General features: G+C 67.7%; 27 protein-coding genes. 14 read left to right on the top strand and 13 right to left on the bottom strand.

Annotated elements, in window-relative coordinates; all coding sequences use genetic code 11:
- From C5O79_RS00430 to C5O79_RS00415, 4 genes are all read left to right on the top strand, one after another.
- A complete protein-coding gene (locus C5O79_RS00430) occupies nucleotides 1–438 on the top strand; it encodes a hypothetical protein (protein ID WP_039355450.1) in 438 nt (145 codons plus the stop codon).
- Complete coding sequence (locus tag C5O79_RS00425; protein WP_122477962.1) at nucleotides 347–796, top strand: GNAT family N-acetyltransferase; 450 nt, start codon at nucleotides 347–349, stop codon at nucleotides 794–796. The genes C5O79_RS00430 and C5O79_RS00425 overlap by 92 nt, the downstream gene beginning before the upstream one ends.
- A 36-nt stretch (nucleotides 797–832) precedes the next feature.
- Nucleotides 833–2,254: an HD domain-containing phosphohydrolase gene (locus tag C5O79_RS00420; protein ID WP_122477959.1), complete on the top strand. Its 1,422-nt coding sequence runs from the start codon at nucleotides 833–835 to the stop codon at nucleotides 2,252–2,254.
- Between the two features lie 80 nt (nucleotides 2,255–2,334).
- Nucleotides 2,335–4,104 carry a histidine kinase gene (locus tag C5O79_RS00415; RefSeq protein WP_122477957.1) on the top strand — a complete coding sequence of 590 codons (1,770 nt, stop codon included), beginning with the start codon at nucleotides 2,335–2,337 and terminating at the stop codon, nucleotides 4,102–4,104.
- Nucleotides 4,105–4,150: 46 nt separating this feature from the next.
- Here C5O79_RS00415 and C5O79_RS00410 read toward each other — a convergent pair whose 3' ends face one another.
- The 3 genes from C5O79_RS00410 to C5O79_RS00400 all read right to left on the bottom strand — a co-directional run bounded on the left by C5O79_RS00410 (nucleotide 4,151) and on the right by C5O79_RS00400 (nucleotide 8,421).
- Complete coding sequence (locus C5O79_RS00410; RefSeq protein ID WP_122477954.1) at nucleotides 4,151–5,254, bottom strand: alpha/beta fold hydrolase; 1,104 nt, start codon at nucleotides 5,252–5,254, stop codon at nucleotides 4,151–4,153.
- A gap of 256 nt (nucleotides 5,255–5,510) precedes the next feature.
- Nucleotides 5,511–7,214, bottom strand: a complete 1,704-nt coding sequence (locus C5O79_RS00405; RefSeq protein ID WP_122477951.1) for a cobalamin biosynthesis protein CobT — start codon at nucleotides 7,212–7,214, stop codon at nucleotides 5,511–5,513.
- A gap of 4 nt (nucleotides 7,215–7,218) precedes the next feature.
- The gene (locus C5O79_RS00400) at nucleotides 7,219–8,421 is read right to left on the bottom strand and encodes an AAA family ATPase (protein ID WP_122477949.1); all 1,203 of its coding nucleotides are present in this window, start codon (nucleotides 8,419–8,421) and stop codon (nucleotides 7,219–7,221) included.
- Between the two features lie 498 nt (nucleotides 8,422–8,919).
- Between C5O79_RS00400 and C5O79_RS00395 the strand changes: the two genes are divergently transcribed.
- Entirely contained in the window at nucleotides 8,920–9,444 is a 525-nt protein-coding gene (locus tag C5O79_RS00395) for a GNAT family N-acetyltransferase (protein ID WP_122478981.1), read from the top strand.
- 76 nt (nucleotides 9,445–9,520) lie between these two features.
- Here C5O79_RS00395 and C5O79_RS00390 read toward each other — a convergent pair whose 3' ends face one another.
- Both C5O79_RS00390 and C5O79_RS00385 read right to left on the bottom strand, forming a co-directional pair.
- Nucleotides 9,521–10,738, bottom strand: coding sequence for an ATP-grasp domain-containing protein (locus C5O79_RS00390; protein ID WP_122477948.1), 1,218 nt, complete (start codon nucleotides 10,736–10,738; stop codon nucleotides 9,521–9,523).
- A gap of 49 nt (nucleotides 10,739–10,787) precedes the next feature.
- Entirely contained in the window at nucleotides 10,788–11,732 is a 945-nt protein-coding gene (locus C5O79_RS00385) for a hypothetical protein (RefSeq protein WP_122478978.1), read from the bottom strand.
- Nucleotides 11,733–11,899: 167 nt separating this feature from the next.
- On the opposite strand from C5O79_RS00385, the gene C5O79_RS00380 reads away from it, so the two are divergent.
- Nucleotides 11,900–12,775: a LysR family transcriptional regulator gene (locus C5O79_RS00380; protein ID WP_122477945.1), complete on the top strand. Its 876-nt coding sequence runs from the start codon at nucleotides 11,900–11,902 to the stop codon at nucleotides 12,773–12,775.
- A gap of 46 nt (nucleotides 12,776–12,821) precedes the next feature.
- On the opposite strand, the gene C5O79_RS00375 is transcribed toward C5O79_RS00380, so the two are convergent.
- Together C5O79_RS00375 and C5O79_RS00370 are read right to left on the bottom strand one after the other, a co-directional pair.
- Nucleotides 12,822–14,090, bottom strand: a complete 1,269-nt coding sequence (locus C5O79_RS00375; protein WP_122477943.1) for an ATP-grasp domain-containing protein — start codon at nucleotides 14,088–14,090, stop codon at nucleotides 12,822–12,824.
- Nucleotides 14,091–14,134: 44 nt separating this feature from the next.
- Nucleotides 14,135–15,568: an MFS transporter gene (locus C5O79_RS00370; protein ID WP_122477940.1), complete on the bottom strand. Its 1,434-nt coding sequence runs from the start codon at nucleotides 15,566–15,568 to the stop codon at nucleotides 14,135–14,137.
- A 435-nt stretch (nucleotides 15,569–16,003) separates the two neighbouring features.
- On the opposite strand from C5O79_RS00370, the gene C5O79_RS00360 reads away from it, so the two are divergent.
- The gene (locus C5O79_RS00360) at nucleotides 16,004–17,122 is read left to right on the top strand and encodes a TauD/TfdA family dioxygenase (protein WP_122477938.1); all 1,119 of its coding nucleotides are present in this window, start codon (nucleotides 16,004–16,006) and stop codon (nucleotides 17,120–17,122) included.
- A 99-nt stretch (nucleotides 17,123–17,221) separates the two neighbouring features.
- Nucleotides 17,222–18,160 carry an ABC transporter substrate-binding protein gene (locus C5O79_RS00355; RefSeq protein ID WP_122477935.1) on the top strand — a complete coding sequence of 313 codons (939 nt, stop codon included), beginning with the start codon at nucleotides 17,222–17,224 and terminating at the stop codon, nucleotides 18,158–18,160.
- 28 nt (nucleotides 18,161–18,188) lie between these two features.
- On the opposite strand, the gene C5O79_RS38420 is transcribed toward C5O79_RS00355, so the two are convergent.
- A complete protein-coding gene (locus C5O79_RS38420; protein ID WP_122477933.1) occupies nucleotides 18,189–19,079 on the bottom strand; it encodes an AidA/PixA family protein in 891 nt (296 codons plus the stop codon).
- A 65-nt stretch (nucleotides 19,080–19,144) separates the two neighbouring features.
- Nucleotides 19,145–19,648, bottom strand: a complete 504-nt coding sequence (locus C5O79_RS00345; protein WP_011349899.1) for an inclusion body family protein — start codon at nucleotides 19,646–19,648, stop codon at nucleotides 19,145–19,147.
- 20 nt (nucleotides 19,649–19,668) lie between these two features.
- On the opposite strand from C5O79_RS00345, the gene C5O79_RS00340 reads away from it, so the two are divergent.
- Complete coding sequence (locus C5O79_RS00340) at nucleotides 19,669–19,908, top strand: hypothetical protein (protein WP_124473769.1); 240 nt, start codon at nucleotides 19,669–19,671, stop codon at nucleotides 19,906–19,908.
- Between the two features lie 43 nt (nucleotides 19,909–19,951).
- Here the strand turns inward: C5O79_RS00340 and C5O79_RS00335 are convergent, their stop codons facing one another.
- The 4 genes from C5O79_RS00335 to C5O79_RS00320 are packed head-to-tail and all read right to left on the bottom strand — an operon-like array spanning nucleotide 19,952 to nucleotide 24,033.
- Complete coding sequence (locus C5O79_RS00335; protein WP_046546982.1) at nucleotides 19,952–20,335, bottom strand: GtrA family protein; 384 nt, start codon at nucleotides 20,333–20,335, stop codon at nucleotides 19,952–19,954.
- Nucleotides 20,336–20,350: 15 nt separating this feature from the next.
- Nucleotides 20,351–21,394 (bottom strand): glycosyltransferase family 2 protein, encoded by a 1,044-nt coding sequence (locus C5O79_RS00330; RefSeq protein ID WP_046546981.1) that lies wholly within the window; start codon nucleotides 21,392–21,394, stop codon nucleotides 20,351–20,353.
- A 24-nt stretch (nucleotides 21,395–21,418) separates the two neighbouring features.
- Nucleotides 21,419–22,798, bottom strand: coding sequence for a glycosyltransferase family 87 protein (locus C5O79_RS00325; RefSeq protein WP_122477930.1), 1,380 nt, complete (start codon nucleotides 22,796–22,798; stop codon nucleotides 21,419–21,421).
- The gene (locus C5O79_RS00320; protein ID WP_046546979.1) at nucleotides 22,795–24,033 is read right to left on the bottom strand and encodes a glycosyltransferase family 87 protein; all 1,239 of its coding nucleotides are present in this window, start codon (nucleotides 24,031–24,033) and stop codon (nucleotides 22,795–22,797) included. Before C5O79_RS00320 ends, C5O79_RS00325 begins: the two co-directional genes overlap by 4 nt.
- Nucleotides 24,034–24,748: 715 nt before the next feature.
- On the opposite strand from C5O79_RS00320, the gene C5O79_RS00315 reads away from it, so the two are divergent.
- From C5O79_RS00315 to C5O79_RS00295, 5 genes are all read left to right on the top strand, one after another.
- Nucleotides 24,749–24,985, top strand: coding sequence for a hypothetical protein (locus C5O79_RS00315; RefSeq protein ID WP_124473768.1), 237 nt, complete (start codon nucleotides 24,749–24,751; stop codon nucleotides 24,983–24,985).
- A 99-nt stretch (nucleotides 24,986–25,084) separates the two neighbouring features.
- Nucleotides 25,085–25,276, top strand: coding sequence for a Flp family type IVb pilin (locus tag C5O79_RS00310; protein ID WP_046546978.1), 192 nt, complete (start codon nucleotides 25,085–25,087; stop codon nucleotides 25,274–25,276).
- A gap of 140 nt (nucleotides 25,277–25,416) precedes the next feature.
- Nucleotides 25,417–25,608 carry a Flp family type IVb pilin gene (locus tag C5O79_RS00305; protein ID WP_046546977.1) on the top strand — a complete coding sequence of 64 codons (192 nt, stop codon included), beginning with the start codon at nucleotides 25,417–25,419 and terminating at the stop codon, nucleotides 25,606–25,608.
- Between the two features lie 82 nt (nucleotides 25,609–25,690).
- Entirely contained in the window at nucleotides 25,691–25,897 is a 207-nt protein-coding gene (locus C5O79_RS00300; RefSeq protein WP_047853269.1) for a Flp family type IVb pilin, read from the top strand.
- 27 nt (nucleotides 25,898–25,924) lie between these two features.
- Entirely contained in the window at nucleotides 25,925–26,464 is a 540-nt protein-coding gene (locus C5O79_RS00295; RefSeq protein ID WP_047853270.1) for a prepilin peptidase, read from the top strand.
- Nucleotides 26,465–26,485 lie beyond the last annotated feature (21 nt).

Raw genomic sequence — 26,485 nt, 5'->3', positions numbered from 1 at the left:
ATGGCAGAACTGGACAACGCGCTGTACGAACGGATCGGCGCGCTGAGCGACGCAGGCGATGCATTGATGGAAGACGGCGACTACGAAGGCGCGCTCGAGAAATTCTGGGCGGGATTCGACCTGCTTCCCGAACCCAAGACCAACTGGGAAGCCGGCACCTGGTTGATGGCCGCGATCGGCGACGCGAATTTCCATCAAGAGAACTACGCGGCCGGACGCGATACGCTCGCCCAGTCGATGCATTTCCCCAACGCGATCGGCAACCCGTTCCTGCACCTGAGGCTCGGTCAGTGCCAGTTCGAACTCGGCAATCTCGACCGTGCGGCCGACGAGCTGATGCGCGCCTATGCGAGCGGCGGGCCGGAGCTGTTCGAGGACGAGGACGGCAAGTACCTGCGATTCCTGGCGACGCGGGCGGACGGCATCGAGACGCCCTGACGCACGCGGTTCGCGCCGACGGCCGACGGGCGGCGCGAGAAGCTTGATCGAAGCCGACGGCGTGAACGCGGGCTTTTTCGTGGTCCAGCCGCAGGAAGATCAGTGGTTGCTCGACCATCTGTACATCGTGCCCGAGCATCAGGGAAGGGGGATCGGCGCGGCCGTGCTGCGCAGGATCCTTGCCGACGCCGACTCGCAGCGCGTGCCCGTTCGCGTCGGCGCGCTGCGCGGCAGCGATTCGAACCGCTTCCATGCCCGGCACGGCTTCGTGCAGGTAGACGAAGCGGAGTGGGACATCTACTACGTGCGCGCACATCAGCGTTTTCCCGGATACGGAATGCGCGGCGCATGCCGATGATGCAGAGAGACTATAAATACATGATCCGAGACCATCATGACGACATCTGCAACAAACGGACCGAATGCGGTATCGCCTGAAACGACCGGGGCGGCAGCGACATCCGACGATGCGGGTGGCGTGCCGTCGATCCTGCTGGTCGACGACGAGCCGAGCGTGCTGTCGGCGCTCCGGCGCGTGTTCCGGCCCGCCGGCTACGAGATCCTGACCGCGGAAAGCGGCGAGGCGGCCCTCGAGGTCCTGGCGTCGACCGAAGTCGACCTGATCGTGTCCGACATGCGGATGCCGGGCATGAGCGGCGCGGAGTTCCTGGCCCGCGCGCGGTCGCTCTATCCGGACACGATGCGCATCCTGCTGACCGGCTATGCGGAAATCGCGTCGGTCGTGCAGGCCGTCAACGACGGCGGCGTCTATCGTTACCTGAACAAGCCATGGGACGATCACGACCTGCTGCTGACCCTCGAACAGGCGCTGGAGCAACGGCGCCTGCGGCGTGAAGCGGCCCGGCTCGCCGCGCTGACGGAAGCGCAGAACGAAGCGCTGCGCCGGTTCAACACGGAACTCGAAACGCAGGTTCGCGCACGCACGGAGGAGCTCGGCCAGACCGTGATGTTCCTCGAAGCCGCGCAACGCGACCTGAAAAGCAGCTTCACCGCGATGGTCCAGGTCTGCGCGAGCATGATCGAGATGCGCTGCGGGTCGGCCAGCGGTCACGCGATGCGGGTCGGCGAAATTGCGCGGCGGCTGGCGCTCAGTTCCGGGATGAGCGAGCTGCATGCGCAGGACGTCTATTTCGCGGGGCTGCTGCACGGCATCGGCAAGCTGTCGCTGCCGGACGAATTGCTGCGCAAGCCGCTCACGAAGATGACGGCGGAAGAGCACGGCCTGTACCAGCAGCACCCGCTGCGCGCGCAGATGGTGCTGACACCGGTCGCGCAACTGCACAAGGTCGCGTCGATCGTGCTGCACCAGTACGAGCGCTTCAACGGACGCGGCACGCCGGACAGCCTGGCGGGCGACGCGATCCCGCTCGGCTCGCGAATCCTGGCGATCGCGCGCGATTTCGAAGGGCTGCGCAATGGCGACATCGGGGCGCCGCATTCGGTCGAGCAGGCGCTCGACGCGTTGCGCTCGCAGGCCGGCGTGCGTTACGACCCGCGGATCGTCGACGGCCTGACCGAACTGATGCGGGACCCGGCGAGCCTCGGCATCGCGGCGTCCGTCGCGGAGGTCAAGTCCGCGCAGCTGCGCGAAGGGATGCAGCTCGCCGACGATCTGCGCACGCATCGCGGCGTGCTGCTGATGACCAAGGGCAGCGTGATGTCGGCGCACCAGATCGAGCTCGTGCGCCGCTTCGAGACACGCGAGGGGACGTCGTTCGACATCCTCGTGCTGGCCGGCCAGGCCGCGGCGAAGCCGGCGCAGAGCGCGCCGAATGCCGGCGCGGCGCCGGCCTGAGCCCGGCCGCGCGGCGTGATGGCCGCGGTGCACGACTGCGCGCCGCGGCAATGTACTCACCTCGATCGGGGCGCTCGATCATGTACGGCACCTACAATCTCCCGCTCGTCCTGCTGTCGCTCGCGATCGCGACGCTGGCCTCCTATACGACACTCGACCTGGCCGCCTTCATTTCGCTGCTCGACAATCCGAAGCTCAAGCGTGCGTGGCTGGGCGGCGGCGCGGTGGCGATGGGCACCGGCATCTGGTCGATGCATTTCGTCGGCATGCTCGCGTTTTCGCTGCCGATTCCGCTCGGCTACGCATGGTCGGATACGGGCGCGTCGCTGGCGATTGCCGTGCTCGTGTCGTACTTCGCGCTGACTGTCGTCACGCGCGCACGGCTGGGCTGGCGGCGGCTGCTCGTGGGCGGCGCACTGATGGGCGCCGGGATCGCCGGCATGCATTACACGGGGATGGCCGCGATGCGCATGGAACCCGGCATCCGCTACGATGCCGCGCTGTTCGCCGCGTCGATCGGCATCGCGGTGATCGCGTCGACTGCCGCGCTCTGGATCGCACAGGCGTTGCGCGTGCAGCAGGCGCGTCATGCGACCGCTCAGCGGGTCGGTGCGGCTTTCATCATGGGGGTCGGCATCACCGGCATGCACTACACGGCGATGGCGGCCGCGCATTTCGCGCCGGACGCGCGGTGCGGGGCCGCGAACGGGGTCGACATGCCGTGGCTAGCGACGACGGTCACGCTGTTCACGACGGCGACCCTGGTCGTCACGCTGTTGCTGAGCCGCTTCGATGCGCGCACGACTTTCCTGCGCGGGATGGCCGATACGCTCGAGCGGCTCGTACGCTCGCGCACCGCCGAACTGGAACGCGCGCTGCATCGCTACGAGCAGACGACGGCGATGCTGCAGCGCACGCGCGAGAACATGGCGACCGAGATCGACGAACGCAAGGCCGCGCAGGCGCGGCTCGAACAGGAGAAGGAGGAGCAGCGGCGCCTGCTGCATGCGCTCGAGGAAACCCACGTGCAGCTGCTGCAGTCGGAAAAGCTCGCGTCGATCGGCCAGCTCGCGGCCGGTGTCGCGCACGAGATCAACAATCCGATCGGCTTCGTCAGTGCGAACCTCAACACGTTGAAGACGTGGGTGCGCAGTCTGCTCGACGTGATCGCCGCGCATGAAGCCGCGCTGCCGCAGCTCGACCCGGCCGCGCGCGACGCGCTGGCGGCGACGGGCCGCGCGGCGGATCTCGACTACGTGCGCGGCGAGATCGAGACGCTGATCGACGAATCGATCGACGGCGCGCTGCGCGTGCGGCGCATCGTGCAGGACCTGCGCGATTTCTCGCGCCCGGCCAGCGACGAGTGGAGCGTGGTCGATCTCCGTGCGGGCCTGGAAAGCACGCTCAACGTCGTCCACAACGAACTCAAGTACAAGGCCGACATCGTGCGCGATTACGGCGACGTGCCGCAGGTCGAATGCCTGCCGTCGCAGTTGAACCAGGTCTTCATGAACCTGCTGGTGAACGCGGCGCAGGCGATTCCCGAGCACGGCGTGATCACGATCCGCACGTCGAGCGATGGCGAGCAGGTGTCGATCGCGATCAGCGACACGGGGACGGGCATGACGCCCGACGTGGTCCGGCGGATCTTCGATCCGTTCTTCACGACGAAGCCGGTCGGGCAGGGCACGGGGCTGGGCTTGTCGGTTTCGCACGGCATCGTCAAGCGCCATCGCGGCGCCATCGACGTGACGAGCGAGCCCGGGCGGGGCACGACGTTCTGCGTCCGGATACCGATCCGGCGGGCAGGCGATCGCGCGAACACGGCGGAGCTCGAGCAACGGGCGTGATCGCATGACGGCGTCGCGCGCCACGGGCCAGCGCGGTTGTCGCACGTCAGCGCAGCCGCTTGCGGTGTTGGCGACGGAAGAAATGCCAGAACATCGCGGTGGCGTCCGGCCCCGTGGCGGAGTGAAACGGCTCGCGCGGGTCGCCGCCGCTCCATGCATGCGGCAGCCGGCGGACGATGCAGACCCTGACGACGAGACGCCCGGCCTTGAGATAGTCGACGTAGTCGGCATCGTCGCGCGCATAGGTGAGTTGCTCGCCGACCCGCATCGCGCCGTGTTCGTCGACGAGCCGGTTGAGCCGCGCGAACGCGATGCCGAGCTGCGTCGCGTTGCGATCGGTCACCACCGTATCGAGTGCGCCGTGCACCACGAGGGCCGGCATGCCGGGATAGGAGGTGACGTCGGCGCAGGCCTCGACCGCGCGTATCGGGTCGTCGCGCAGGCCTCGACGCATCAGGTTCATCGCCGCCAACGTCGACGACGGCGGGGCGATGGCCGGGCCGGAGTGCAGGCCGACTGCCGCGAAGCGGTCGGGATACCGGATCGCCAGTGCCGCGGCGAGCCCCGCTCCGGCGGACATGCCGGCGAGGTAGATCCGGTCGCGGTCGAAGCCGTGCTGTCGCACGATTGCGTCGACCAGCGACGTGACGGCCGCGGCTTCCGACTCCGTCGCATCGCCATGCCAGTGCCAGCAGCGGTGCGCATGCGCCGTCTTGGCCTGTTCGGGAAACAGCACGGCGAACCCCGACCGCTCGGCGAGACGGCACATGCGCGTGCCTGCGGCAAACGATTCGGCGCTCTGCTTGCAGCCGTGCAGCATGACGACGGCCGGCATGCCGGCTGTCGTCGTCGGCGCGGCGGGGAGATACAGCGCGTAGGCAACGTGGTTCACGTAGCGGCCGGCGCTCGGGCCCGCGGAATGAAACGAGCGGAGCCACGTGCCGGGCGCCTTGTCCGCCGGTGCGCGGGCGTGAGGCTCGGTACCCGTGCGCCTGGCGGTGCGCACGGTGACGGCCGGCCGGGCGGCCGGCTTGACCGCCCGCTTGGCGGCCGGTCGCGGCTTGCGCGTGCGCTTCGCCGGTCGCGTGCCGGCGGCGACGGAAAGCAGTTCGAGGTGCCGCAACCAGAGGCTGGTTTTTTTCCTGGGCATGTGCAGTTTCGTGCCGGCGGCCGACCGTGGCGGGAAGATGCGGCCGACTCCGCCGTCGAGTTGACAATCGAAAGAGGCCCGGAGCAAGGATCGTGCTGCGGGCCGCGCGCACATCGAAACCGGTCGACCGGCCGAATGCAACGCAACGCCGGATCCTGCGTCACCGCGGCGATTCGAGTCGGCCATCGGCGATGTTAGCCGTTCGATGTGACGCGCCGGCGAATCGAAGTGCGCTTCGACCCTGTCGCGCGCGACGCTAGCGCCGATCCAGCAGTGTATCGCTCAATACGCTGAACGCCGCGCCCGGCAACTCGTGCAGATGCTCGACCACGCTGCTGACCGGATAAAACGTTTCGACCGCATCGTCGAGTATCCCGACACCGATCAGTTCGACGCGCCGCTCGCGCAGCGCATCGAGGCGGGCGCGCAGGTCGGTGCGCAGGATCGCCGGGTTGCCGTCGCCGGTGGCCGGATAGCCGTCCGACAGCACCATCAGGATTCGCCGCCGCGCCCGCTTCGCCAGCAGCCGCTCGGCGGCCCAGCTCAACGCCTCGCCGTCGGGATTCTCGTGGCCGCATTCGATGCAGGCGAGGCCGCTCGGGTTGTCGGAATCGAACCGCTTGTAGACGCGCAGGTCGAGCCGTTCGACGAACCGGTTATAGCCGAACGTGTCGTGGCCGGCATCGATCCAGCGCTGGTAGTGCGCGCGCATCGCGGCATCCTCGACGGAGCTGTAGCCGAGCACTTCGCACGCGAAGCCGAGCTGCGTCAGTGCGTCGCACAGCGCCGCCGCGCACAGCCTGGCGAGTTCGATCTTCCTGCCGGCCATCGACCCGCTGCAATCGATCAGCAGGCTGACGGCCGCGTCGCGCCCGGGTGCGGCGCGCGGGACGCGGAATGGCGTGCGATAGCCGGGCGACGTGACGAGGCGGGCGAGCGACATCCGGTCGAGCTCGCCGCGCTCCTGTTCGCGTTTCCAGCGCGTCTGCTCGTCCACTTTCAATGCACGTTCGAGCCGTAGCTTGAGCGGCTCGGTCTGCGCGCGGGCCGCGCTTCGCAGGCGATGCCAGCGCGCCGGTTCGCCGTTGCCGGTGAAGTCCGTCACCGTGTCGAACGCGGTGGTCAGCGGGACCGACAGCAGCGGCCGGTTGTCCGCAGACAGGCGGATCGTGCGGGGGCCTGCATTGCCCGGCGTCGGCGCTTCGGTGGACGATGCCGTGTCGGCGATCGCACCGGCGCCCGATTCGGCGGAAACGGGCGCACGGGAGTCGTCCGGCGCGCCCTGTCCGTCCGATTCGAATTCGGCGGCGATGCTGTCGCTGTCGATCGTGCTGCCCGGATCGGCCGTGAACATCATGTTGTTCGCACCGGCCGACGCCAGCGCGCGCACGCGTTCGACGATCCGGTGCGCGGCGCGGATGCTGTCGGCGGTCGACGTTGCTGCACGCGCTGCGTCGACGAGGTCACTCGATGCCGCCATCGTCGCGTCGAGCGACGGCACGCGCTCGATGGAAGGCGGCGGCTCGCTCCACAGCGCACGTTCGATGCGCCACACCAGCCTGTCGCGCCATGCCAGGCGAGGCCACCGGCGGAGCGTGTCGGCGGCCGTCGCCGCGCGCATCCGCTGCAGGAACGTCATCGCGCCGGGATAGATCGCGGCGAGGCAGCCGGCTGTGCGCCAGTCGTCGATCGCCTGCGCAATGGCCTGCACCGCAGGGGACGCCAGTGCGGCAAGGTCATCGATCGCGCCGAAGCGGATGCGCGCTGCGTAGAGGTCGACGAGGCCGGTGATCGCATCGTCGTCGACGTCGCCGGCGAGCAGCGTGTCGGGCAGCACCAGCAGGTCGTGTTGCGCGACGGGCCCGTGGCGCGCGAACCGTACCTCGATGCCGTGCCGTTGCGCGAGCGTGCGGGCCAGCCGGGTCAGGTGGAGCGACCGCGCGTCGTCGTCCCGATCCATCGCGTCAGGCCTCGACGTCGATGTAGTGGCGGATGATGCTGCGGATCAGGTCGGCGTCTTCCGCGCCGACCTTCGCATAGATCGTCGGGCCGGCGGCCGCTTCGGGATCGCCGGTGCGCAGCATCAGCTCGGCCCAGTCGATCAGGCGCCGCGTCGAGAACGCGCTGGCCAGATCCTCGCGGACGAACGCGGCGCGACAGTCGGCCGCGATTGCCGCGAGCGTGTCGGCCATCTCCGCGGTCATGGCCGCGCCGAACGTGCGTTGCAGCACGCGCGCCTCGTCGGGCGGCGGCAAGTAGTCGAGGCGGTAGACGCGCCAGCGGTCGAGAAACGCCTCGTTCATCACGTTGGCGCCCTGGTACAGATGGCGGAACTGCCCCATCGCACCCACCGCGTTGGCGGTCGCGAACAGCCGGAACGACGGATGCGGAGCGACGATCTCGTTGCCTTTCTCCTTCAGCAACAAGCGGCCGGCCGGTTCGAGCACGGCGGTCAGCACCGCGAGGATCGCCGGTTCCGCGAAGTCGATCTCGTCGACGATGAGCCACAGCCCTTCACGCATCGCGGTCGGCAGCACGCCGTCGACCCAGATCGTCTCGCCGCCCTTGACGGTCCAGAACCCGACGAAATCGCCGATCGTCGTCTGCCCGTTCATGTTCGAGCGCAGCACGCCATGGCCGGCCAGCGCGGCGGCCTGCTCGATGAGGCTCGTCTTGCCCGTGCCGGTGTGGCCGATCAGCAGGATGCGCCGGTTCTCGACGATGTCTTCCAGCACGTTCGTCACGCGCGCGGTGAACAGGTAGGCCGGGTTCAGCGGCGGCACCAGCGGCCCGCCCGGGCCGCGCGGCATCGGCACGCCGCCCACCTGCGCGACGTGCGCCGCATCGCCGGCCGCCGCCGGTCGCGACGCGTGCGCGCTTCGCAGCGCCTGCATGAACGCGCCGCGATGAGCGGGCGCCGCGCGATCGCCGGCTTCACGCCGGACGAAGCCTTCCTGGATCCACTTGTGCAGTTTCGCATCGAGGTTGTCCGCATCGACGACCGTATCGACCGACGTGCTGCCGTCAGGCCGGTGATGCTGGATGCGGTACATGTGCGCGCGTTCGGAGCGGCTGACGATCCATTGCCCGGCGGACGGGTTCGCCAGTTGACGATAGACGCCGAGTACCGACGCGGCGGAGGGGGAGGAATCAGCGGGTGCGTTCATGGTGGCGAGCGAGAGTGGGCGGCTGGCGCTTCATGCCTGCGATGCATCGCGTCGATTGTATATTTTTGCCGTGAACCGCGACATTCGCGCGGGAATCGATCCGCTGCGAGCCAGGGCGGAGCAGGCGGCGCATCGGCTTGCCGGATCGGGGGAGCGCCGTGGGCAATGCGCTGCAGTATGATCTTTCGGCTTCCTTGCTATGCTCCGAGCCACTTTTGTCGGGCCGATCCGCCGGCAGCGGGGCGGCTCGTTGCCAGGGGGCGGCCACGCTCATGCATGAGAAGGTCGATCGACACCCCAGCCCTGCGCCGATTGCCCGGGTTTTTCGCGAAGACAACCCGTCATGTCGAATCGCGGGCCGTCACACCTTGATCAATCGGGTGGAATGTCAGTACCGTAGCAGGCTTGATCACCGGACTTCCATCGCGTGTCGGCGGGCCGCCCGGCTTGATATCCCATTGCGCGCCGGTCGATGACGCAGGCGAAGGAGGGTTGAACGTGACGTCGACAGGCGTGGACAAGGTGAGAATTCGTCGTGCCAGCGCGCTCGATGCCCCGGCCGTGCTGGCGATCTTCGACGACGTGATTGCGTGGTTCGTCGCCATCGGCAACGACGGGCAATGGGGCCGCGAGCCCTGGTCGACGCAACCGAGGCGGATCGCACTCGTGACCGACGCCTGCGCGCTGCCCGACGCGTGGGTAGCAGAAGATCAGGACGGCCGCGTCCTGGGCGCATTGATCCTCGGCGAGTCGATGCCCTACGTGCCGCCCGCGACCGAGCCGGAAATCTATGTGCGCGTGCTGGTTGCGTCGCGCGATGCGGGGGCGCGGGGTGTCGGCCGGCGCCTGATGGCCTTCGCGGACGAGCGCGCCCGGGCGGCCGGGGTGGCGCGCTTGCGGGTGGACTGCTATGGCGGCGGGACCGGCGCGCTGGTGCGTTTCTACGAGTCGTGCGGCTATGAGCGAATTTCACCCTTCGACGTGGAAGGGTGGCCCGGGCAGTTGCTGGGGCGTCGTTTGTGACGGTGCCTGACCGAGGCCACGCGGCACGGCGGCTTTCGGCCGAGCCCGGGAAGGCATCCAGTCGATCGTTTCACGGTTAGCCGGAAACGGTGGGCTGGCCGACGGGATTCCCGTGGGCCGACGAACCGGAATGCGCGGGCGCACCGTCCACACCGTGCGCGACCGGCAGCGCCACCCGCACATAAAGAAACGCACGCCGCTCGCGATCGGGCAGCACCTGCGGCCCGTAACTGATCGTGACCGTGCCGTCGTGGATCTCACCCGCTTGCGCGAAACGCCACGCGCGGGGATCGCTGTCGAGCAGGAATTCGGCGCGCGCATACGCATGCGGCTCGAACCGCTCGGGAATCTCCACCGAGCGACCGTCGAGCTTGTCGAGCAACGCTTCGACCACGTTGAAGCCATAGCCGTCGCGCACGATGTCGCAGATGAAGCTGCCCGCGATGCGCGGATTCAGTTCGATCACGTGAGGCACGCCGTCATGCACGATGCAGTCCAGGTGCACGGGCCCCCAGGTCAGCCCGGCGGCCGACGTGGCGCGCGTCCCGACGTCGATCAGTGCGCGCAGCGTACCCGCATCGAGATCGAGTTCGGACGTATAGCCGCGCTCGAGAAAGCCTGCCCCATGCCGCTTCAGCTTGCGCAGCGCGCCGACGTACCGGCCGTCGAAAAACTCGACGCAGTATTCGCTGCCGCTCAGGAATTCCTCGATCACGACGCGCTCGGTCGAGAGCGCTTGCGCGTCGGCGTGTCCGGTGGCGAGGGCGTCGATCTGCGCACGTACCTCGGCGATGCTCTCGCAGCGCCGCACGCCATCGCTCGCCGAGCCTTCCGACGGCTTGACGACGACCGGGAAGCGCAGCGGGTCGGCCGCGGCCGCGAGCGCCGCCGGCGCGGCCAGCGTGCCCGTGACGAATTGCGCGGACGGGATGCCGTGCGCGGCGAGCAGCGCCTTCTGGTTCGACTTCGACACCGCGTGCGCGACGTGGCGCGCATCGGGGCCGGGCAGGCCGAGCGCGTCGGCGACCCATGCGGCGGTGCGCGCATAGGTGTCGTGCGCGGTCGTCACGCGCAGCGTGTCGATCTCGTCCGGATAGCGCGTGCGCAGCCAGCCGGCGAGCTGGCCGGCATCGGGTTCGAGGTTGATGGTCTCGACGCCCGCCGGAAAGACGCCGTCGAGACGGTGCCCGGGGGCGGTGATCACGGTCACGGCCACTTGCCGCGCGAGCGCGCCACGCACGAGCGCGAGGCTGCTGCCGGTGGCGCGGGCGCCGATCACGATGAGTCGCTTCATGCTGGATCCTTGATCGAAGGCGGAAGAGTGGGACGGCATCGCGTGCCGGCTAGCGTGCACGGCGGCGCAGGCGCTGTGCTTCGAGGCGCGGCCGCAGATGCTGGACGACGCGCGGCAGCGTGTAGATCGGCAACTGCGCGCAGGTGAACACGAGCGCCATGGTGGGTGTCGCGGCGAGCCCGAGCGCGGCCCACATCAGGCCGACGTTGCGATTGGCGACGATCAGCGCGACATTGAGCCGCGTGCGGACGTCGCCGGGCGTGAGCCCGTACGCAATGACCTGGAAGCCCGCGTTGATGGCGAACGCGAGTGCGATCGCGGTCAACGCGCGGTGCGGCGCGTCGATGATCGATTGCTGCATGCCGGCCATCGTGCCGAGCGCAAACACCAGCAGCGCGGCGACGACGGTCGCATCGATCGGCGTCGCATAGCGGTCGAGCCGGGCGCCGGCGAAGCGCCGCACGAGCAGCGCGACGCCCTCGGCGCTGCCGATCAGCAGCGCGAGCCGCCACGCGAGCGTCAAGGGCGAAATCGACACGGCCGCATCGTGGCTGAACCAGGCCGTCAGCAGCGGCGCGGTGAGCGGCACGAACACCATCGACGCCAAGGTCGCGACGAGTGCGACGCTGGCGTCGAGCGACAGCATCCGCGCGATCGTCGACGTGCCGCTCGACGGTGGCGCGCAGTACGCGATCACCAGCGCGACGACCCAGTCGTACGGCATGCCGGCGAGCCGTGCGGCGATGCCGAGCGCGACCGGGCACGCGATCATCGTCGCGGCGGGCAGCAGCAGCGACACGGCCGGCCGCCGCGCGACCGCACGCACCGCGCTGGGCTCGACGCGCAGCAGCGTGCCGAGCACGAACAGGAACACGGTGAAGGGCATCAGCGGCCGCGCGAGATCCGCGAGCGGCGGCACCAGCAATCCGAGGCCGACGCCGCACGCGAGCACCGTCGGGCCACGCCGCACCAGTGCGGCGATCAGCGTGCGCACGGACGCGCCTCGCAGCGACGGCGGACGGGCGTACGACCAGGGCAGGCGGAGAAGGGCATGCGGATTCCTCGGGAGCGGGCCGTCGGGCACCGGATATCCGCAAGGCTAATCCGGATTTTTGGCGAAGTAAAATGATATAAACACAATCGGTAACAAGAGAAAGTGATATGAACATCCCTCTGCTCGAAACCTTCCGGGCCGTCGTTCAGGAAGGCAGCGCGCTGCGCGCGGCCGAACGGCTCGGCTGCACGCAGTCGAACGTCACCGCGCGGCTGCGCCAGCTCGAAGCGTCGCTCGACGCGCCGCTGTTCGACCGGCACGGCAAGCGGCTGGTGCTGAACGACGCCGGGCGCCGGCTGATCCCGTACTGCGACCGCATCCTGCGCCTCGTCGACGAAGCGACGCAGGTGGTGCGCGAAGCACCGGTCGCGCGCAACTTCCGGCTCGGCTCGATGGAAAGCACGGCGGCCACGCGGTTGCCGGCGCTCGCCGCCGCGTTGAAGGCGCGCGACCCGGCGCTCGGCCTCGCGGTGCAGATCGGCAGCGAACCGGATCTGGCCGACGCGCTGCTGCGCGGCCGGATCGACGCCGCGCTCACGGCGCGCGCGGTCGTGCGCCCCGGGTTGCGCTACGAGCCGGCGTTCGCCGAAGAGATGGTGCTGGTGAGCGTCGCCACGGCCACGCGGCGGCAGGTGCTGGCCGACAACCCGGTGCGGCTGCTCGCGTTTCACGACGGTTGCCCGTATCGCGCGGTCGCGGAGCGCTGGCTGAAGGCGCGCGGCGTCGCGATCGAGTCGGTGGCGTCGTTCGGCACGTTCGGCGCGATCCTCGGCTGTGTGGCGGCCGGCATGGGCGTCGCGATCGTGCCGAAGCGGATCACGACCGAGCACGTGGCGCGCAAGGAACTGCGGGCGCATGCGTTCGACGATCTCGACAGCGTGACGACCTATCTCGTCACGTCCGAAGAAGCGCCTGAGCTGCCCGAGCTCGATACATTGCGTGCGGTGCTGGGGCGGCAGGCGGCGGCGCTGCTCGGGCGCTAGCGGAGCGCTTGCGGCGCGCCGCACCGCAAGCGCTGCGCCGATCGCGCTACGCCGGCACGACCGCCCGTTCATCCGCGAAGAATTCAGCCTCGATCTCGCGAATGCGCCGGCAATCCTCCAGCAGGCGCTCGAACGTCGGGCTGTAAAGGCCGACCGTGCCGAGCGCCGTCTGCAGGTCGGTCGTCACGCGCAGCGTGTCGCCCACCCTGGCCCATTGCTTGAGCCCGACGAACGACGGCAGCGACTGGATCGCCTGCCACGTGAAGTCCTGCCGCAGTATGCCGTTGCGCGACGAGAGCAGCAGCACGTGCCCGCAGTAACCGCGAAAATCCGTCGGCGCGGCGACTTCACCGAACAGTCGCTCCGGGTGCAGCACCGCTTCGACGGCAGCCGACACGTGATTCTCGCCGCTGACCGCGCTCGTCAGCCGTGGGTCGAGGCTCCCATGCAGCCGCGCGTTCAGCTCGACGATCGTCGGGCCGTCGGCCGTATCGAACAGTTCGAGATGGGTCGGCCCGAAGCGCACGTCCAGGGCATCGAGCACGGCGGCCGCGTAGTCGAGCAGCGGCGCGTAGCGCGGATCGGCGTGATTCAGCACCAGCATCTTGTCGAGCCGCGGCGCATGCGTGCGGTCGCGGTGCACTTCCCACAGGCTGACCACCCGGTGGCGGCCTTCGAACGACACCGAATCGACGATGTATTCCTGCCCTTCCGAATAGCTCTGGATCACGATGTCGTCGTTCGGCTGGTTGTACAGCGAACGGGTGGCCAGCACGTCGCGCGCGGCGGCCTCGACCTGGTCGAGCGTGCGGCAGATCTTCACGCCGGTCACGCCCGCGCTGCGCGCCGGTTTCACCACGAGCGGCAGCGTGCCGTACGCGCGCGCCCATTCGAGTGCGGCGTCGACCGACGTGCTGTGGAAGTGCGCCGGCGCACGCAGGCCGGCCTGGCGAATGCGCTCGTTCATCGCATACTTGTCGCGCCGCGCGGCCGACGTCGCGAGCGGATTGCGCGTCGGCACGTCGAGCCGTTCGGCGAGCGTGTCGGCCAGCTCCAGCGCCGCGTCGAGGCCGTGCAGCACCGCGCCGATCCGCAGGTCGCTCAACTGCGCGAGCGTCGCGTCGACGTCGCCGTGGTGCTGGACCTGGCGGATATAGTCGGATGGGACGAACTGGTTCCGGTAGATTTCCGGCAGGTCGGGATCGCTGATCACGTGCGCGCAACGGATGCCATAGGCGCGGAACGCAGGCGCCAGATAGGCAGCTGTCGACGCGCCGTCGACGATCAGGACGGTATCGATGAAACGATGCGGCATGGATTCCTCGCTGGGCTGTGGGATCGGTTGAAGGGGGGGCGGGCTCAGGCCCGCGGGTCGCTGTCGGGCGCATCGCCGGGCCAGCGCGCGGCCAGCACGATGCAGAGGGCGACGAGCACGGCCGCGACCGCGAACCCGCGCGCCGCGCCGGCCACGATCGCCGCGCCCTGGCCCGCGACCAGCGCGCCGAGCGCCGCGACGCCGATGGCTGCGCCCACCTGGCGCGCGGTATTGAGGATCGCCGACGCGGTGGCCGAGCGGCCGGCCTCGACGCTGCCGAGCATCGTCGACGTCAGCGCGGGAATCGCGATGCCGCCGCCGATCGCCATCGCCGCGAGCCCCGGCGCCAGCAGCGGATACGGCGTATGCGCGCCGAGCGTCTGCCACAGCCACACGTAGCCCGCGAACGACACGGCGAGGCCGACGATGACGGTCGCGCGGAATCCATGGCGGACGGCGAGACGCGCGCTCGCGATGTTGGCGAGCATGATGATCGTGAGCGGCGCGAGCGCGAGCCCCGACTCGGTCGCGGTGAAGCCGCGCGCGTTCTGGAAATAGAGGCTCAGCGAGAAGATCAGCCCGTAGAACGCGGCATTCGTGACTGCGCCGATCGCGAGCACGCCCGGCACGCGCGCGATCCGGAAGAACGCGAGCTGCAGCATCGGCGCGGCCACGCGCCGCTCGATCGCGACGAACAGCGCGCCGAGCACGACCGACGCGGCCAGCGCACCGGCCGCATACGGATCGCCGATCCCCTGCGCGCCGGCCCGGATGATCCCGCCCGTCAGCAGCGCGAGCACGAGCACCGCGACGATCTGGCCGGCCGGATCGAACAGCCGCGTGCGCGCGGCGGCCGAATCCCGCACATGGCGCAGCGTGAGCCACAGGCCACCTGCGCAGATCGGCAGGTTGATGAAGAAGATCGCGCGCCAGCCGAGCGAATCGATCAGCAGGCCGCCGAGCGTCGGCCCGGCCGCGCTGATCGCGCCGCCCGTCGCGCTCCACCACGCGACGGCCCGCACACGGGCGGCCGCATCGTTCGCGCAAGCATGGGTGATGAGCGCGAGCGACGTAGGCAGGATCATCGCGGCGCCTACGCCCTGCGCGACGCGCGCGGCGATCAGCGCGGCCAGCGACGGCGCGAGCGCGCAGCCGAGCGATGCCAGCAGGAACAGCGCGAGGCCGTACGCGAACAGCCGGCGGCTGCCGAAGCGGTCGGCCAGCGTGCCGGACGTCAGCAGCAGCGCGGCGAACGACAGCGTGTACGCATCGACGATCCATTGCAGCCCGTGGACGCTCGATCCGAATGAGTGGCCGAGGCTCGGAATCGCGACGTTGACCACGGTCACGTCGAGCTGGACGATCGCGAAGCCGAGGCTCGCGGCCGCGACGGTCGGGAAGATCGCGCGCAGCGACGTGCGGTACGGCGCTGCGCCGGCTGGCAGCGAGCGCTCGAGGGCCGGAGCGCGATCGCTCATCGTGTCCTCCGCGTCGCGTAGCGGGTGGGGCGGCACGCAGCCGGCGGCGGGTCGTTTGCGGGCGAACGATGCAGCGGATGGAATCGGTTCATCTAACGGGTTTCCGTGGGGCGGAGGAAGGGTGCCGGCTGCTGATCCACGGCCGGCGCATCGTCGAATCCGACAGAAAACTAGCATCGACCCGTTAGCGAATACAAATAATATGCCGCGATTATTTAACAACTATTCGTGTTAAGCGGCGGTGCGAACGACGTGGACAGCCACTCGCAGCATTGCTGAACTTATATCGAAATTTTTTGTTTGCAATCGAATTAATATCATTTCGAAATGCAATGGCGGTCTCCTAGTCTTGTCGAGCGCTGAGCCCCGAGGACGGCAACGCGCGGCGGTAGTGCCCTACCGCTTATCGACCCCCGATCTTTATACGAGAGACCTATGACCTATCTCGCAGATGAACGCATCGTTTTGACGGCAGCGGAGTCCAGTCACATCCGGACGACGCTCGGCGCACTGGCCTATGATCCGGCCGGCGGCGCGGGCTACATCAGCGCGGTGCGCAAGCTTGCCTACAACGCGTTTCCCGACCGGGTCGTCGACGCATTCGATCGCGCGAAGGCGCCGACCGCCGATGCGCACGGCTCGATCGAGATCGACAACCTGCCGATCGACGACGACGTGAAGGGCAGCCCGAGGTTCGAGGAAACCGGCCGCTCGTTCAAGGCCGGCGTGTTGAGCGAGAACGTCCTGGTCGCGTTGAGCACGCTGGCCGGCGAGCCGTATTCGATTGCGCACGAAGGCCGCGAGCTCGTGAACAACCTCACGCCCCACAAGGCGACCGCGCGCGACTATACGGGCCTGGGCTCCGAGGTCGAGCTCGATTTCCATATCGAGAACGCCGCGCAGGCGCACATGCCGGAGGGTGATACGTCGCCGCTCGCGTTGCTGCTGCTCGGCGTGCGCAGCGAAGCCGGCGGCGGCCCGTACACGCGGCTCGCCGATGCGCGTCGCGCGCTGCAGCTGCTGTCGCCGGAGGATATCGCGCAACTCTACGGCGAGCACTACATCATCCGCGTGCCGTACCGGTGGCGCGGGGCGGCACCGACGCCGCGCGACAACACCGACCTGAGCGCGGTGCTGTCGGGGCCGCTCGATGCGCCGCGCGTGACGGTCGCGTTCTATCCGGACATGGTGCTGGCGGTCAACACGCGCGCTCAGGAGGCGCTGGCCAACCTGTATCGCGCGGTGCGCGAGGTTTCGTTCGGCGTGCAGATTCAACCGGGCAAGCTGGTGCTGATCAACAATCATTTCACGCTGCATTCGCGCGACCGTTTCGATCCGCAATACGACGAGAACGATCGGGCATTGCGCTGGGTGCAGCGCGTGTTCGTCGCGCGCAGCCTGTGGAACTTCCGCGCGTTCACGCCGCTGCAGGCGCGCGTGTTCGATCCGAAGGCGCTGTATGCGGGCGAATCGCAAGCAACGCGCCCGTCGCCCGTTGCGCAACCGGTGACGCAACGCGCGGCCGCGGCCGAACTCGAGGCGACGCCCGCCTGAGCGGGCCGGGAACGCCACGCGGCGACGGGCGGTGAATATCGTAGGGCCCCGCCCGCGTTCCGCGCACGCATCATCAAAAAACAAAGGAATCCGGAAGACATGAGAAGAACAGCATTCCCCGTCGTGCGCGTCGTTCGCGTGCTGGCCGCCGTCCTGATCGGCAGCAGCGTGGGCGCGCAGGCCGCGACGTTCGATCTGAGCCCCGAGCAGCCCGGCCGGCAGCGCGGCGCCGTGAACCCGGCGGTCGAACAGGCGTTGCCGGCCGGCCTCCGGTTTGCGGAAGCGAACACGCTGACGATCGGCATCGCGCCGAACCTGCCGCCGCTCAGCACCTATGCGACCGATGCGCGAACGGTAGTCGGCTTCGATCCCGATCTCGCGCAGCTCGTCGCGGACAGCATCGGCCGCAAGCTGAAGATCGTGCCGCTTTCGTGGGCCGACTGGCCGCTTGCGCTGCAGTCCGGCAAGGTCGACGCGGTGATCTCGAACGTGACGGTGACCGAACAGCGCAAGGAGAAATTCGACTTCTCGACCTACCGGAAGGATCAGCTCGGCTTCTACGTGAAGAACGGCAGCCGGATTGCCGCGATCCGCGAGCCGAAAGATGTTGCCGGGCTGCGCGTCGTGACCGATTCGGGCACGAACCAGGAAAAGATCCTGCTCGAGTGGAACCGGCAGAACGTCGCGCGCGGCCTCGCGCCGGTCGAGATCCAGTATTACGCGGATGCGGCCGAGCGCTGGGTCGCGCTGCAGTCGGGGCGCGTCGATACGATCTTCAGTGTGAATTCGATGCTCGCGTACCAGGCGTCGCTGCGTGGCGATGCGAAACTGATCGGCACGGTGAGCGGCGGCTGGCCGCGCACCGCGGACATCGCGATCACGACGCGCAAGGGCAGCGGCCTCGCCGATCCGCTGACGGTCGCGATCAATGCGCTGATCGCGAACGGCAGTTACCGGAAGGTGCTCGGCCGCTGGAGCCTCGACGCCGAAGCGATCGACCGGTCGCAGACCAATCCGCCGGGGCTGCCGCGCACCTGAGCCGCCCGCGCGCCGATTGCCGCGACGCTCACGTGATCGGCCACTGCAGGATCACGATCCCGTCGTTGTAGTCGGCATCGGCGCCGTCCTCCGCGCCAAGCCAGCCGAGCCACACGGAGTCGCCCGCGGACAGCGGCGCGAGGCGCGCATCGGTCGCGGATTGCCTGCCGTTGGCCGACGCCTCGATCCGGATCTTGCCGCCCTTCGAGTTCAGCGTGAACATCCTGATGCCGTCCTCGCTGTTGCCGACGAACGATGCGGCCGGTTCCGGCGCATCGTCGACGAAGAGTTTCAGGTCCTGCCGGTCTGCGGCATTCGCATAGAAGATCGCCTTGAACGCCGTATTGGGCGGCAGCGTGAAGCGGCCATTGCGATCCGACGACGGCTTGAAACCGGGCTGCTTCGTGTCCGGCCGGCTCCCCGCGATCTCGATCGACGTTTCCCAGCGGAAATAGCCGGATACGGCGCCGTCGCGGTCGAACACCGCGAAATCGGCCGTACACGTGGTGGCGCCAGCGGCCAGCACGTCGCTGCGCCAGTAGTGGTCCTTCATCGGATGGCACGGCGGATGCAGCAGGTCGTCGGCATTCGGCACGGGCGTGGCCGCATCGCGCACTTCGGGTTCGATCGGCGCGACGATGCCCGCATCCTTCAACGCGAACCGGATGAACAGCACGCTCACCTCGGCGCGCAGGGCCAGCGCGGTTTCGCGCAGGCGCAGCTGGTCGCCCGGCGACAGGCCGGTAAAGAGGCGGCTGTCGTTGTGGCCGAGCTGCGCGGCGTCGCCGGGGCTCACCACATAGAGGTGCCGGCCGTCGATCACGGTCGGTGCGGCCGGGTCCCGGCTTGCCTCCGGGTGGGCCGACAGCAACGTGACGGCGTCGACGATCACCAGCACATCGCAACGAAGACCAGACATGTGCGCTTCCTCCGCAACAAGTGGATGACGCGGGCAGCCGCCGCGCGGCCGCCCGCCTGCCGCGATCAGTTATGGATCGAGATGAACGGATCCCAGGAGAAGCAGCCCTGGCTCTGGCAGTTGCGATCGATGATCTGGAACTGGAAGTGGTACGTCACGCGGCCGACTTTCAGGCATTCCGACGACCAGTAGTAGTTCGCGACCTTCTGGCAGGTCGGCACCTCGGGCTTGCTGGTGTTCGGCACCGGAATGGACGCTTCCGCGACGCGCGGCGTCGGTGTCGAGATCAGTTCGTTGCCGACGTTGCCGACGAACTTGTAGAACACGACCTGGTTCTCGAAGCCCAGCGACAGGCTCGTTTCACGCCAGCGGATCAGGTCGCCGACCTGCGCCTTCAGGTCGAGTTCGCCACCCGCCTGCCCGGAGATCACGTTGTCCTGGTTGGTCACCATATAGACATAGCGCCAATCGATCAGCGTCGGTGCGGCCGGGTTCTTGCTGGGATTCGGATATTTTTTGAGAATGGTTTCGGTATCGAAGGAGACGAGCACATCGGTGACGCGTGACATAGAAGCTCCCGTTTGAATGAATGGGACTTATTGTTGCGCGAATTGCTTCGTGCGGCCGCCATCGCCTTGTCCTGCAAGGATTTTCGCCGATCAAGGCACGTGCAGGCGAGATGGCGAATGCAGATTATCCCGTTCGGTTAATTCCGGAAGCTGTAAAAGTAAACAGGGTATTTAATATTGTTCCAGATAGTAATTTGAAAATCGAATTCAATCGACTCGATGCGTTACATAAATATAACGAAATTGAACCTGTTAATTGAATGGCCGATTATGTCCGGCAGCGGCGGGGCGGGGAAGGATCGCTTACCGGTAGGTCCACAGCCGGTGCAGCGCGAACGTGGTCGGCGGAACCAGCAGCGCGATCGCGGCGATGCTCATCCCGCGGGAGCCGTCCAGCGCTTCGGTCGCACGCGCGAGCAGCATCGTTTCGACGAAACCGGCCAGCGTGACTGCGAGAAAGCGCACCGCGTTGCGCGTGCCCACCGTCGACGAGAAGCTCCACAGCGTATTCGCGACATACGAGAACGCCGTCGCGCAGAGGAATGCGATCGCGTTCGCCGTCACCAGCGTCGCATCGAACCGCGCGAACAGTGCCGCTGCGACCAGCGTGTGGATCGCGGTCGAGCCGAGCCCGGACACGCCGAAGCGCACGAGCCGCGTGCGTTCGGCCTGGAGCACGCCGATCATGGCCGTCGGCGCGCGTCAGCGTTCGCCGATCCGCGCGCGAGTCGGCTGCACGCGCCGGCGGGCCATCTGGCGGCGCGCGTCGCGCGCGACCGGCAGTTCGATCACCTTGCCGTGCGCCTGGTAGCGGCGGCGGATCAGGTAGACGGGCCGTTGCTTCGACTCGTCGTAGATCCGCCCGATGTATTCGCCGACGACACCGATCCCGATGAGCTCGATCCCGCCGATGAACAGCGTGACCGAGATCAGCGACGCGTAGCCGAGCACCGGATTGCCGAACACCAGCGTGCGCAGGATGATGAACGCGCCGTACAGGAACGCGAGCGCGGCGATGCCCACGCCGATGTAGGTCCAGCTGCGCAGCGGCACGGTGCTGAAGCTGGTGATGCCTTCGAGCGCGAAATTCCACAGCTTCCAGCCGGAGAATTTCGAGTGCCCGGCGCTGCGCGCGTCGCGCTGGTATTCGACGATCACGGTGCGGTAGCCGACCCACGCGAACAGCCCCTTCATGAAGCGATGCCGCTCGGGCAGGCTGCGCAGCGCGTTCACGACCTTGCGGTCCATCAGCCGGAAATCGCCGACGTTCTCCGGCAGTTTCACGTCCGACAGCAGGTTGTGCACGCGATAGTAGATCGCGGCCGCCGTGCGTTTCGCGAACGAGTCGCACGCGCGGTTGCTGCGCTTCGCCGCGACGACTTCCGCGCCGTCGCGCCAGTGCTCGATCATCACGGGAATCAGGCTCGGCGGATCCTGCAGGTCGGCGTCGAGCGGGATCACCGCGTCGCCGAGGGCTTCGTCGAGGCCGGCCGTGAGCGCCGCTTCCTTGCCGAAGTTGCGGGTGAGATCGATCACGCGCACGCGCCGCTCGGCTGTGCTGATCCGGATCAGCCGGTCGAGCGTGTCGTCGCGGCTGCCGTCGTTCACGCAGACGATCTCGAAACGGATCGCGTCGATGGACGTCATCAGCGGAATCACGACGTCGAAGAAGTGCTCGACGGCCTCGCCTTCGTTATAGAACGGCACGACCAGCGAGATGAGCGGTACATAGTGTGGTTCCCGCATGATGATTCCCCTTGTGATGTCGTTTCACCGATGCGCGCCGAGGGTCAGTCGGCCGGTGCGGCGCATTCCGTACGCCGGGCGGTGGTGCGTTCTGGCCTGATGCGTGAACGCGGTTTCGGTCGAGTTGTCGCGAGCGTCCGGCATCGACGGCACATCGTGTCGTTCCCGGGCGATCCGGCTGACGAGCAGCCCGAGCGACGCCAGCGTGACGAGCGGCATGAACTGGAACGACAGATGCGGCACGACCGCGAGGCCCGCGAGCGGCATCAGCCACAGCAGCATCAGCCATTCGCGATCGAAGCGCCGCCAGCCGTGCGTCCATGCATAGCGCGCGTACCACGCGATCACGATGCCGTACCAGGTCAGGTCGTAGTCGTACAGATAAGGGCTGACGAGCAGGCAGGCGCAGGCGAGGGTCGCGGCGCGCAGCGCGTACGAGCAGGCGCCGCGCCATGCATAGATGACGGCGATGGCCGCGGTCGCGACCGACAGCAGCTGCAGGCCGTTCGCGACGATTGCGGGCCAGCCTGCCAACGTGGCGAGCGCGAACGCCGACGGCATGCGCACGAGCTTGGCCTGGCCGGAGCCGACGACCGCGTAGACGTTGTCGATCACATGCGCGAACGTGAGCCACGGGCCGAACCCGAACGCGAGGGTCGAGAGCACGACACTGCACGCGATCGTCGCGGCCCACGCGGCCAGTGCGCGCCATTGGCCCGCGCACAGCAGCGCGAGCGGGAACAGCACCGCGAGTTGCGGCTTCATCGTCAGCAAACCGAAGCAGATCCCGGCGTACACGGGGCGGCGGTTCAGCGCGAGCAGGCCGGCGCCGGCGAGCAACGCGGTGAAGAGGCTGGTCTGTCCGACGATCACCGTGAGGAACGCGCCGGGGAACGCGAGCGCGCACAGCCACGCTGCGTCGCGCTGCACGGTCGCGTGGATCGTTGCCGCGAACAGCACATACGTGAGCCCGAGCCACAGCACGAGCGCCAGCGTGTACGGCAGCCAGCCGAGCGGCAGCACGAGCAGCAGCATCGAGGGCGGATAGAGCCACGGCAGCGTGCCGTCCGCGAGATTCATCGCCGGGATCGCGAGCTTCTGGACCGCGAACAGCGCGGGAAAATTCCAGGCATCGGCCGCGTGCCCGTGCGCGGCGAGCCACGCCGCGCTCCAGATCGGCGAGAAATCCTGTGACAGCGGTTGCAGCGCGCCGTTGTGGGACAGGAACACGCGGGTGACGTAGATGCAGATGAACAGCAGCTCGGCCACCAGCGCGGCACCCGCATAGAGACGCACGCGCTCGCGATTGAGCCAGTGCGGGTAGCGGCGCGGGCCCGCGATCGGGAGTTCCGGATGCACGTCGGCGTCCGGATGGGCATGGCGCGCGGAAGGTGACGATCTCATCGTGCGCTCCCGGGCTCGAGCGCCGAGCGGCGCACGACGACGAACAGCACCGCCAGCAGCACGAGCGGCCCGATCTGCGGCAGCTTCATCAGCCGGTTGAACATCTCGAAGATCGGCAGCAGCCATGCCAGCACGATGATGCCCTGGTCGCCCGGCAGCCAGCCTTCGTCGAGGCCGTGCGCGATCAGGCAGAAGATCGCGATGCCGAGCCACGTCAGTTCGTAGTTCCACAGATAGGGTGTCGTCAGCAGCGTCGCGACGGCCAGCACCGCGCTGCGCAGGCGCATGTCGCCCGTCCGGCGCCATACGTCGACGGCCGCGGCGATCGCGAGCAGCGCGACCGCCGCTTGCGCGGCCAGCGCGGTGGCCACCGGCATCCCTGCGAGCCGCAGTGCGGCGAACGGCGTCGGCGACGCGAGCCAGTACGACGGAAGCATGAAATGCTGGTCGCGCACCGTCGACAGTGTCTGACCGAGCCCGTGCAGCGCGCCGGGGCCTGCCAGCGCGATGCCGGCGGCCGTAAACAGCGCGGCGGTGATCGCGGCCGCCGCGAACGTGCGCCACGCACGTGCCGCGATCAGCACGACCGGGAACACCACGGCCAGTTGCGGCTTGATCGCGAGCAAGCCGATCAGCACGCCGGCGACGACCGGGCGCTTGCCGAGCAGATGCAGCGCGAGCGCGGCGATACCCGCGGTCAGGATGCTGTTCTGGCCGAACAGCGCGGCCATGCACACGGCGGAATACGCGACCACGACGAGCGCCGCGGCGCGCGGCACGGGAAGATGCGCGCGCAATCCCGACAACCGCGAGACGGCGAGCGCGTAGCATAAAAGACTGCCCGCGAAAAAGAGGAAATATGCGGGCAGGAAAGGCACAAGGGCAACCGGAGCGATGAGCAGCAACATCGTCGGCGGATAGAGCCAGGGAAGCGGCCGGTGCTGAAGAAACGCACCGAAGTGCGCGAACTCGGCCTGCAGGAATGAAGAGGCGTCGTAGACCGATGCGGCATGGCCCTGCAACACCAGGTGCGATGCGGTCCAGAACACCGAGAAATCGACGCCGGGCAGCGCGATGGCGTTTGACGTGAAGCCGTTCGTCACGATGCCCCAGGTAATCAGCAACGCGGCGAAGAGCATCAGCATGATGCAGCTGTACGGAACGATCCGGTCGGCTGTCAGCCATTGAACGCGGCGTATTGCACGCCCGCGCATTTCGCGATTGGCGGTGTACATGATTCCCCGTATGTAGTAGTGGCTGTCTGGTCGGTCGCAGCCGTTTCGTGTTCTGGTGCCTACGGATCGAAACCATCCGGGATGGTGTTATCCGGTGAGTTCATTGTTGAAGAAAAAATCGCGCATTGCAAACCGCCTGCTGAAAGCCGGGATTTGAATGGGTCGGCGACGCGTCTGAAAACCGCATTTTCAGGTATGAGAAATCCGCCCGGCCGGCTTTCGTGTTTCTGCCTTGAAACATTCCGTCATTTCGACCGGTTCCGCACCGCGCCAATCGCGGGAGGCACGGGTGGCGTCGGGCGTTCGGGAAAGTCCCGAGAAAATTTTTTCGATCCTTTGCACAGCGCGGCGGCCGGCGTTCAGGCTTGCAACGCTCGCGCGGGCGGATATATCAATTTTGAAACATTTCGCGCATCGGGTCGGAGGCCGAGGAACCGGGGCATCGCCGGGACCCTTGATGCGTCTGGATTTCGTCCGACGTGGCCTGCTCTTTGCGTATGCGTTGGCACGGCAGTCGACGATGTGACGACCGGGCGGTTCCGGCAGGGAAGCATGGAACCAGCGCCGGAATCACGGGCAGAAACGAGGGCCGGAGCGCGTCGGGGAATACGCAGCTCCAGTTCGATTAACTGCGCAAGCCGTCGTCGAGTGACCCATGAGACCCGGTGTCGTCAGGGCAATAAAAAATCGGCATGGCCGTATATGGGGAATAAAAATGAAATACCACAGCACAGCACGGTTCGAGAACCGCATTAAAAGCATATTGCAGCTTATCCGGGAGCTTGTCTCCCGTTCATCCGGATTCCATGCGTCGAACGGCAGCCGCGCCGTTCAGGTCGACCTGATTGCCCGGTTTGTCCGGCCGGTCGAACCGCACGCGCCTTTCTCGCTCTCCGCGTCGCCGATACCCGTTCGCACGGACAGGGGAGTGTATCCCCGCTCCCGCAACTGAGCGACGCGTTCCGCCTTTTCGAGTAGTGCCGGTGGTACCCACCCCCTGAAGTCCTGACCGACGAAGGGAATTTCGTAGCAGTCCGAAAGGAGACTCTCCATGTCAAGAATCATCGAAAAGATCGCGTGGTTCATCCAGGACCAGGACGGTGTGACCGCCATCGAGTACGGCCTGATCGCCGCACTGATCGCGATCGGCATCGTCGTCGCGTTGACGACGATCGGTACGGATCTGAAGACCGCGTTCAGCACGATCGCCTCGGATCTGGACTCGATAGTCGCAGGCTTCTGATGGGCGGTACGGCAAGCGAATCCTTCGGCTCGTTTGTCTGCACCACACGGCATTAACGACGTTCCTCGACGTATCGATGCACGGTCATCCGACCAGCCGGCACGCGAGGGCCAAGAAATTCACCACGCAAGGAGATCATCATGTCCAAGTTCATTCAACAAGCCAGCCGTTTCGTTCGTGACGAAGACGGCGTGACCGCCATCGAATACGGCCTGATTGCCGCACTGATCGCGGTCGGCATCATTCTCGCGCTGTCGACCATCGGGAAGGACCTCAAAACCGTGTTCAGCACGATCGCGGCCGATCTGGATTCGGCAGTATCCGGCCTTTGATGGACCGTACCGCGGACGGCTCGGCTGGTGCAGTGCTCGAGCCGTCCACGGTCTTCTGATCAATCCGGAACCGGAGACCATCATGCGAGCCAAGGTGCGTGCCCTATGTAGCCGGATCGGCGACGAGCAGGGTGTGACGTCGATCGAGTATGCATTCCTCGCGGCGATGTTTTCTGTCGCGGTGCTGGGCAGCGTCGTCACGCTGAAAGGCTCGCTTGCCAATGCGTACGAGGTGATCGCAACGGCCGTGACGGCCGCCGTGGCCACCGCGCTGGCAATGGTTTCCTGATCCACCGATTCGACTGCGAGGTTCGCCATGCTCCCCGTTGCGCCGCCTTACCCGGTTCCATTGTGCGTGACGCTGCTCGCGGTCGCCGCGGCCAGCACGGACATCGCGGCCCGCCGGATTCCGAACCGCCTCGTGCTGCTCGGCCTGACCGGCGCGCTGGTTGCCCAGTGCCTGTTGCACGGTGTCGTGGCAGGCGCGCTCGGCTGGCTCGCCGGCGCCGCGACCGGCTTCGGCCTGCTGCTGCCGTTCTACCTGTTGCGCGGCATGGCGGCCGGCGACGTGAAGCTGATGCTTGCGATCGGCGCCTGGGTCGGCGCGGAAATGACGTTTTACATCGTGCTGGCCACCTTCCTGGCCGGCGGGATCGGCGCCATCGCCTACGCGCTGCTGCGCGGGCGGATGGGCCAGATGTGGGTGAACGTGCGCGCGCTGATCGCGCGGCGCTCGCCAGGCGCGAGCGCCGAGGCCGCCGGCGGCCCCGTCGAAATCGCATCGGTCGGCACGCTGCCGTACGGCGTGGCGATCGCGGCCGGCACGCTGGGCATGCTGTTCGTGTCGTGCGCATAGCGCGACGCATCCGCAACGAGG

Source organism: Burkholderia sp. SRS-25 (genome assembly GCF_004343765.1).
In the GTDB taxonomy this organism is placed as follows: domain Bacteria; phylum Pseudomonadota; class Gammaproteobacteria; order Burkholderiales; family Burkholderiaceae; genus Burkholderia; species Burkholderia contaminans.
Note: the sequence above shows the minus strand (reverse complement) of the source record. Positions and strands in the feature narration are given on the sequence as shown.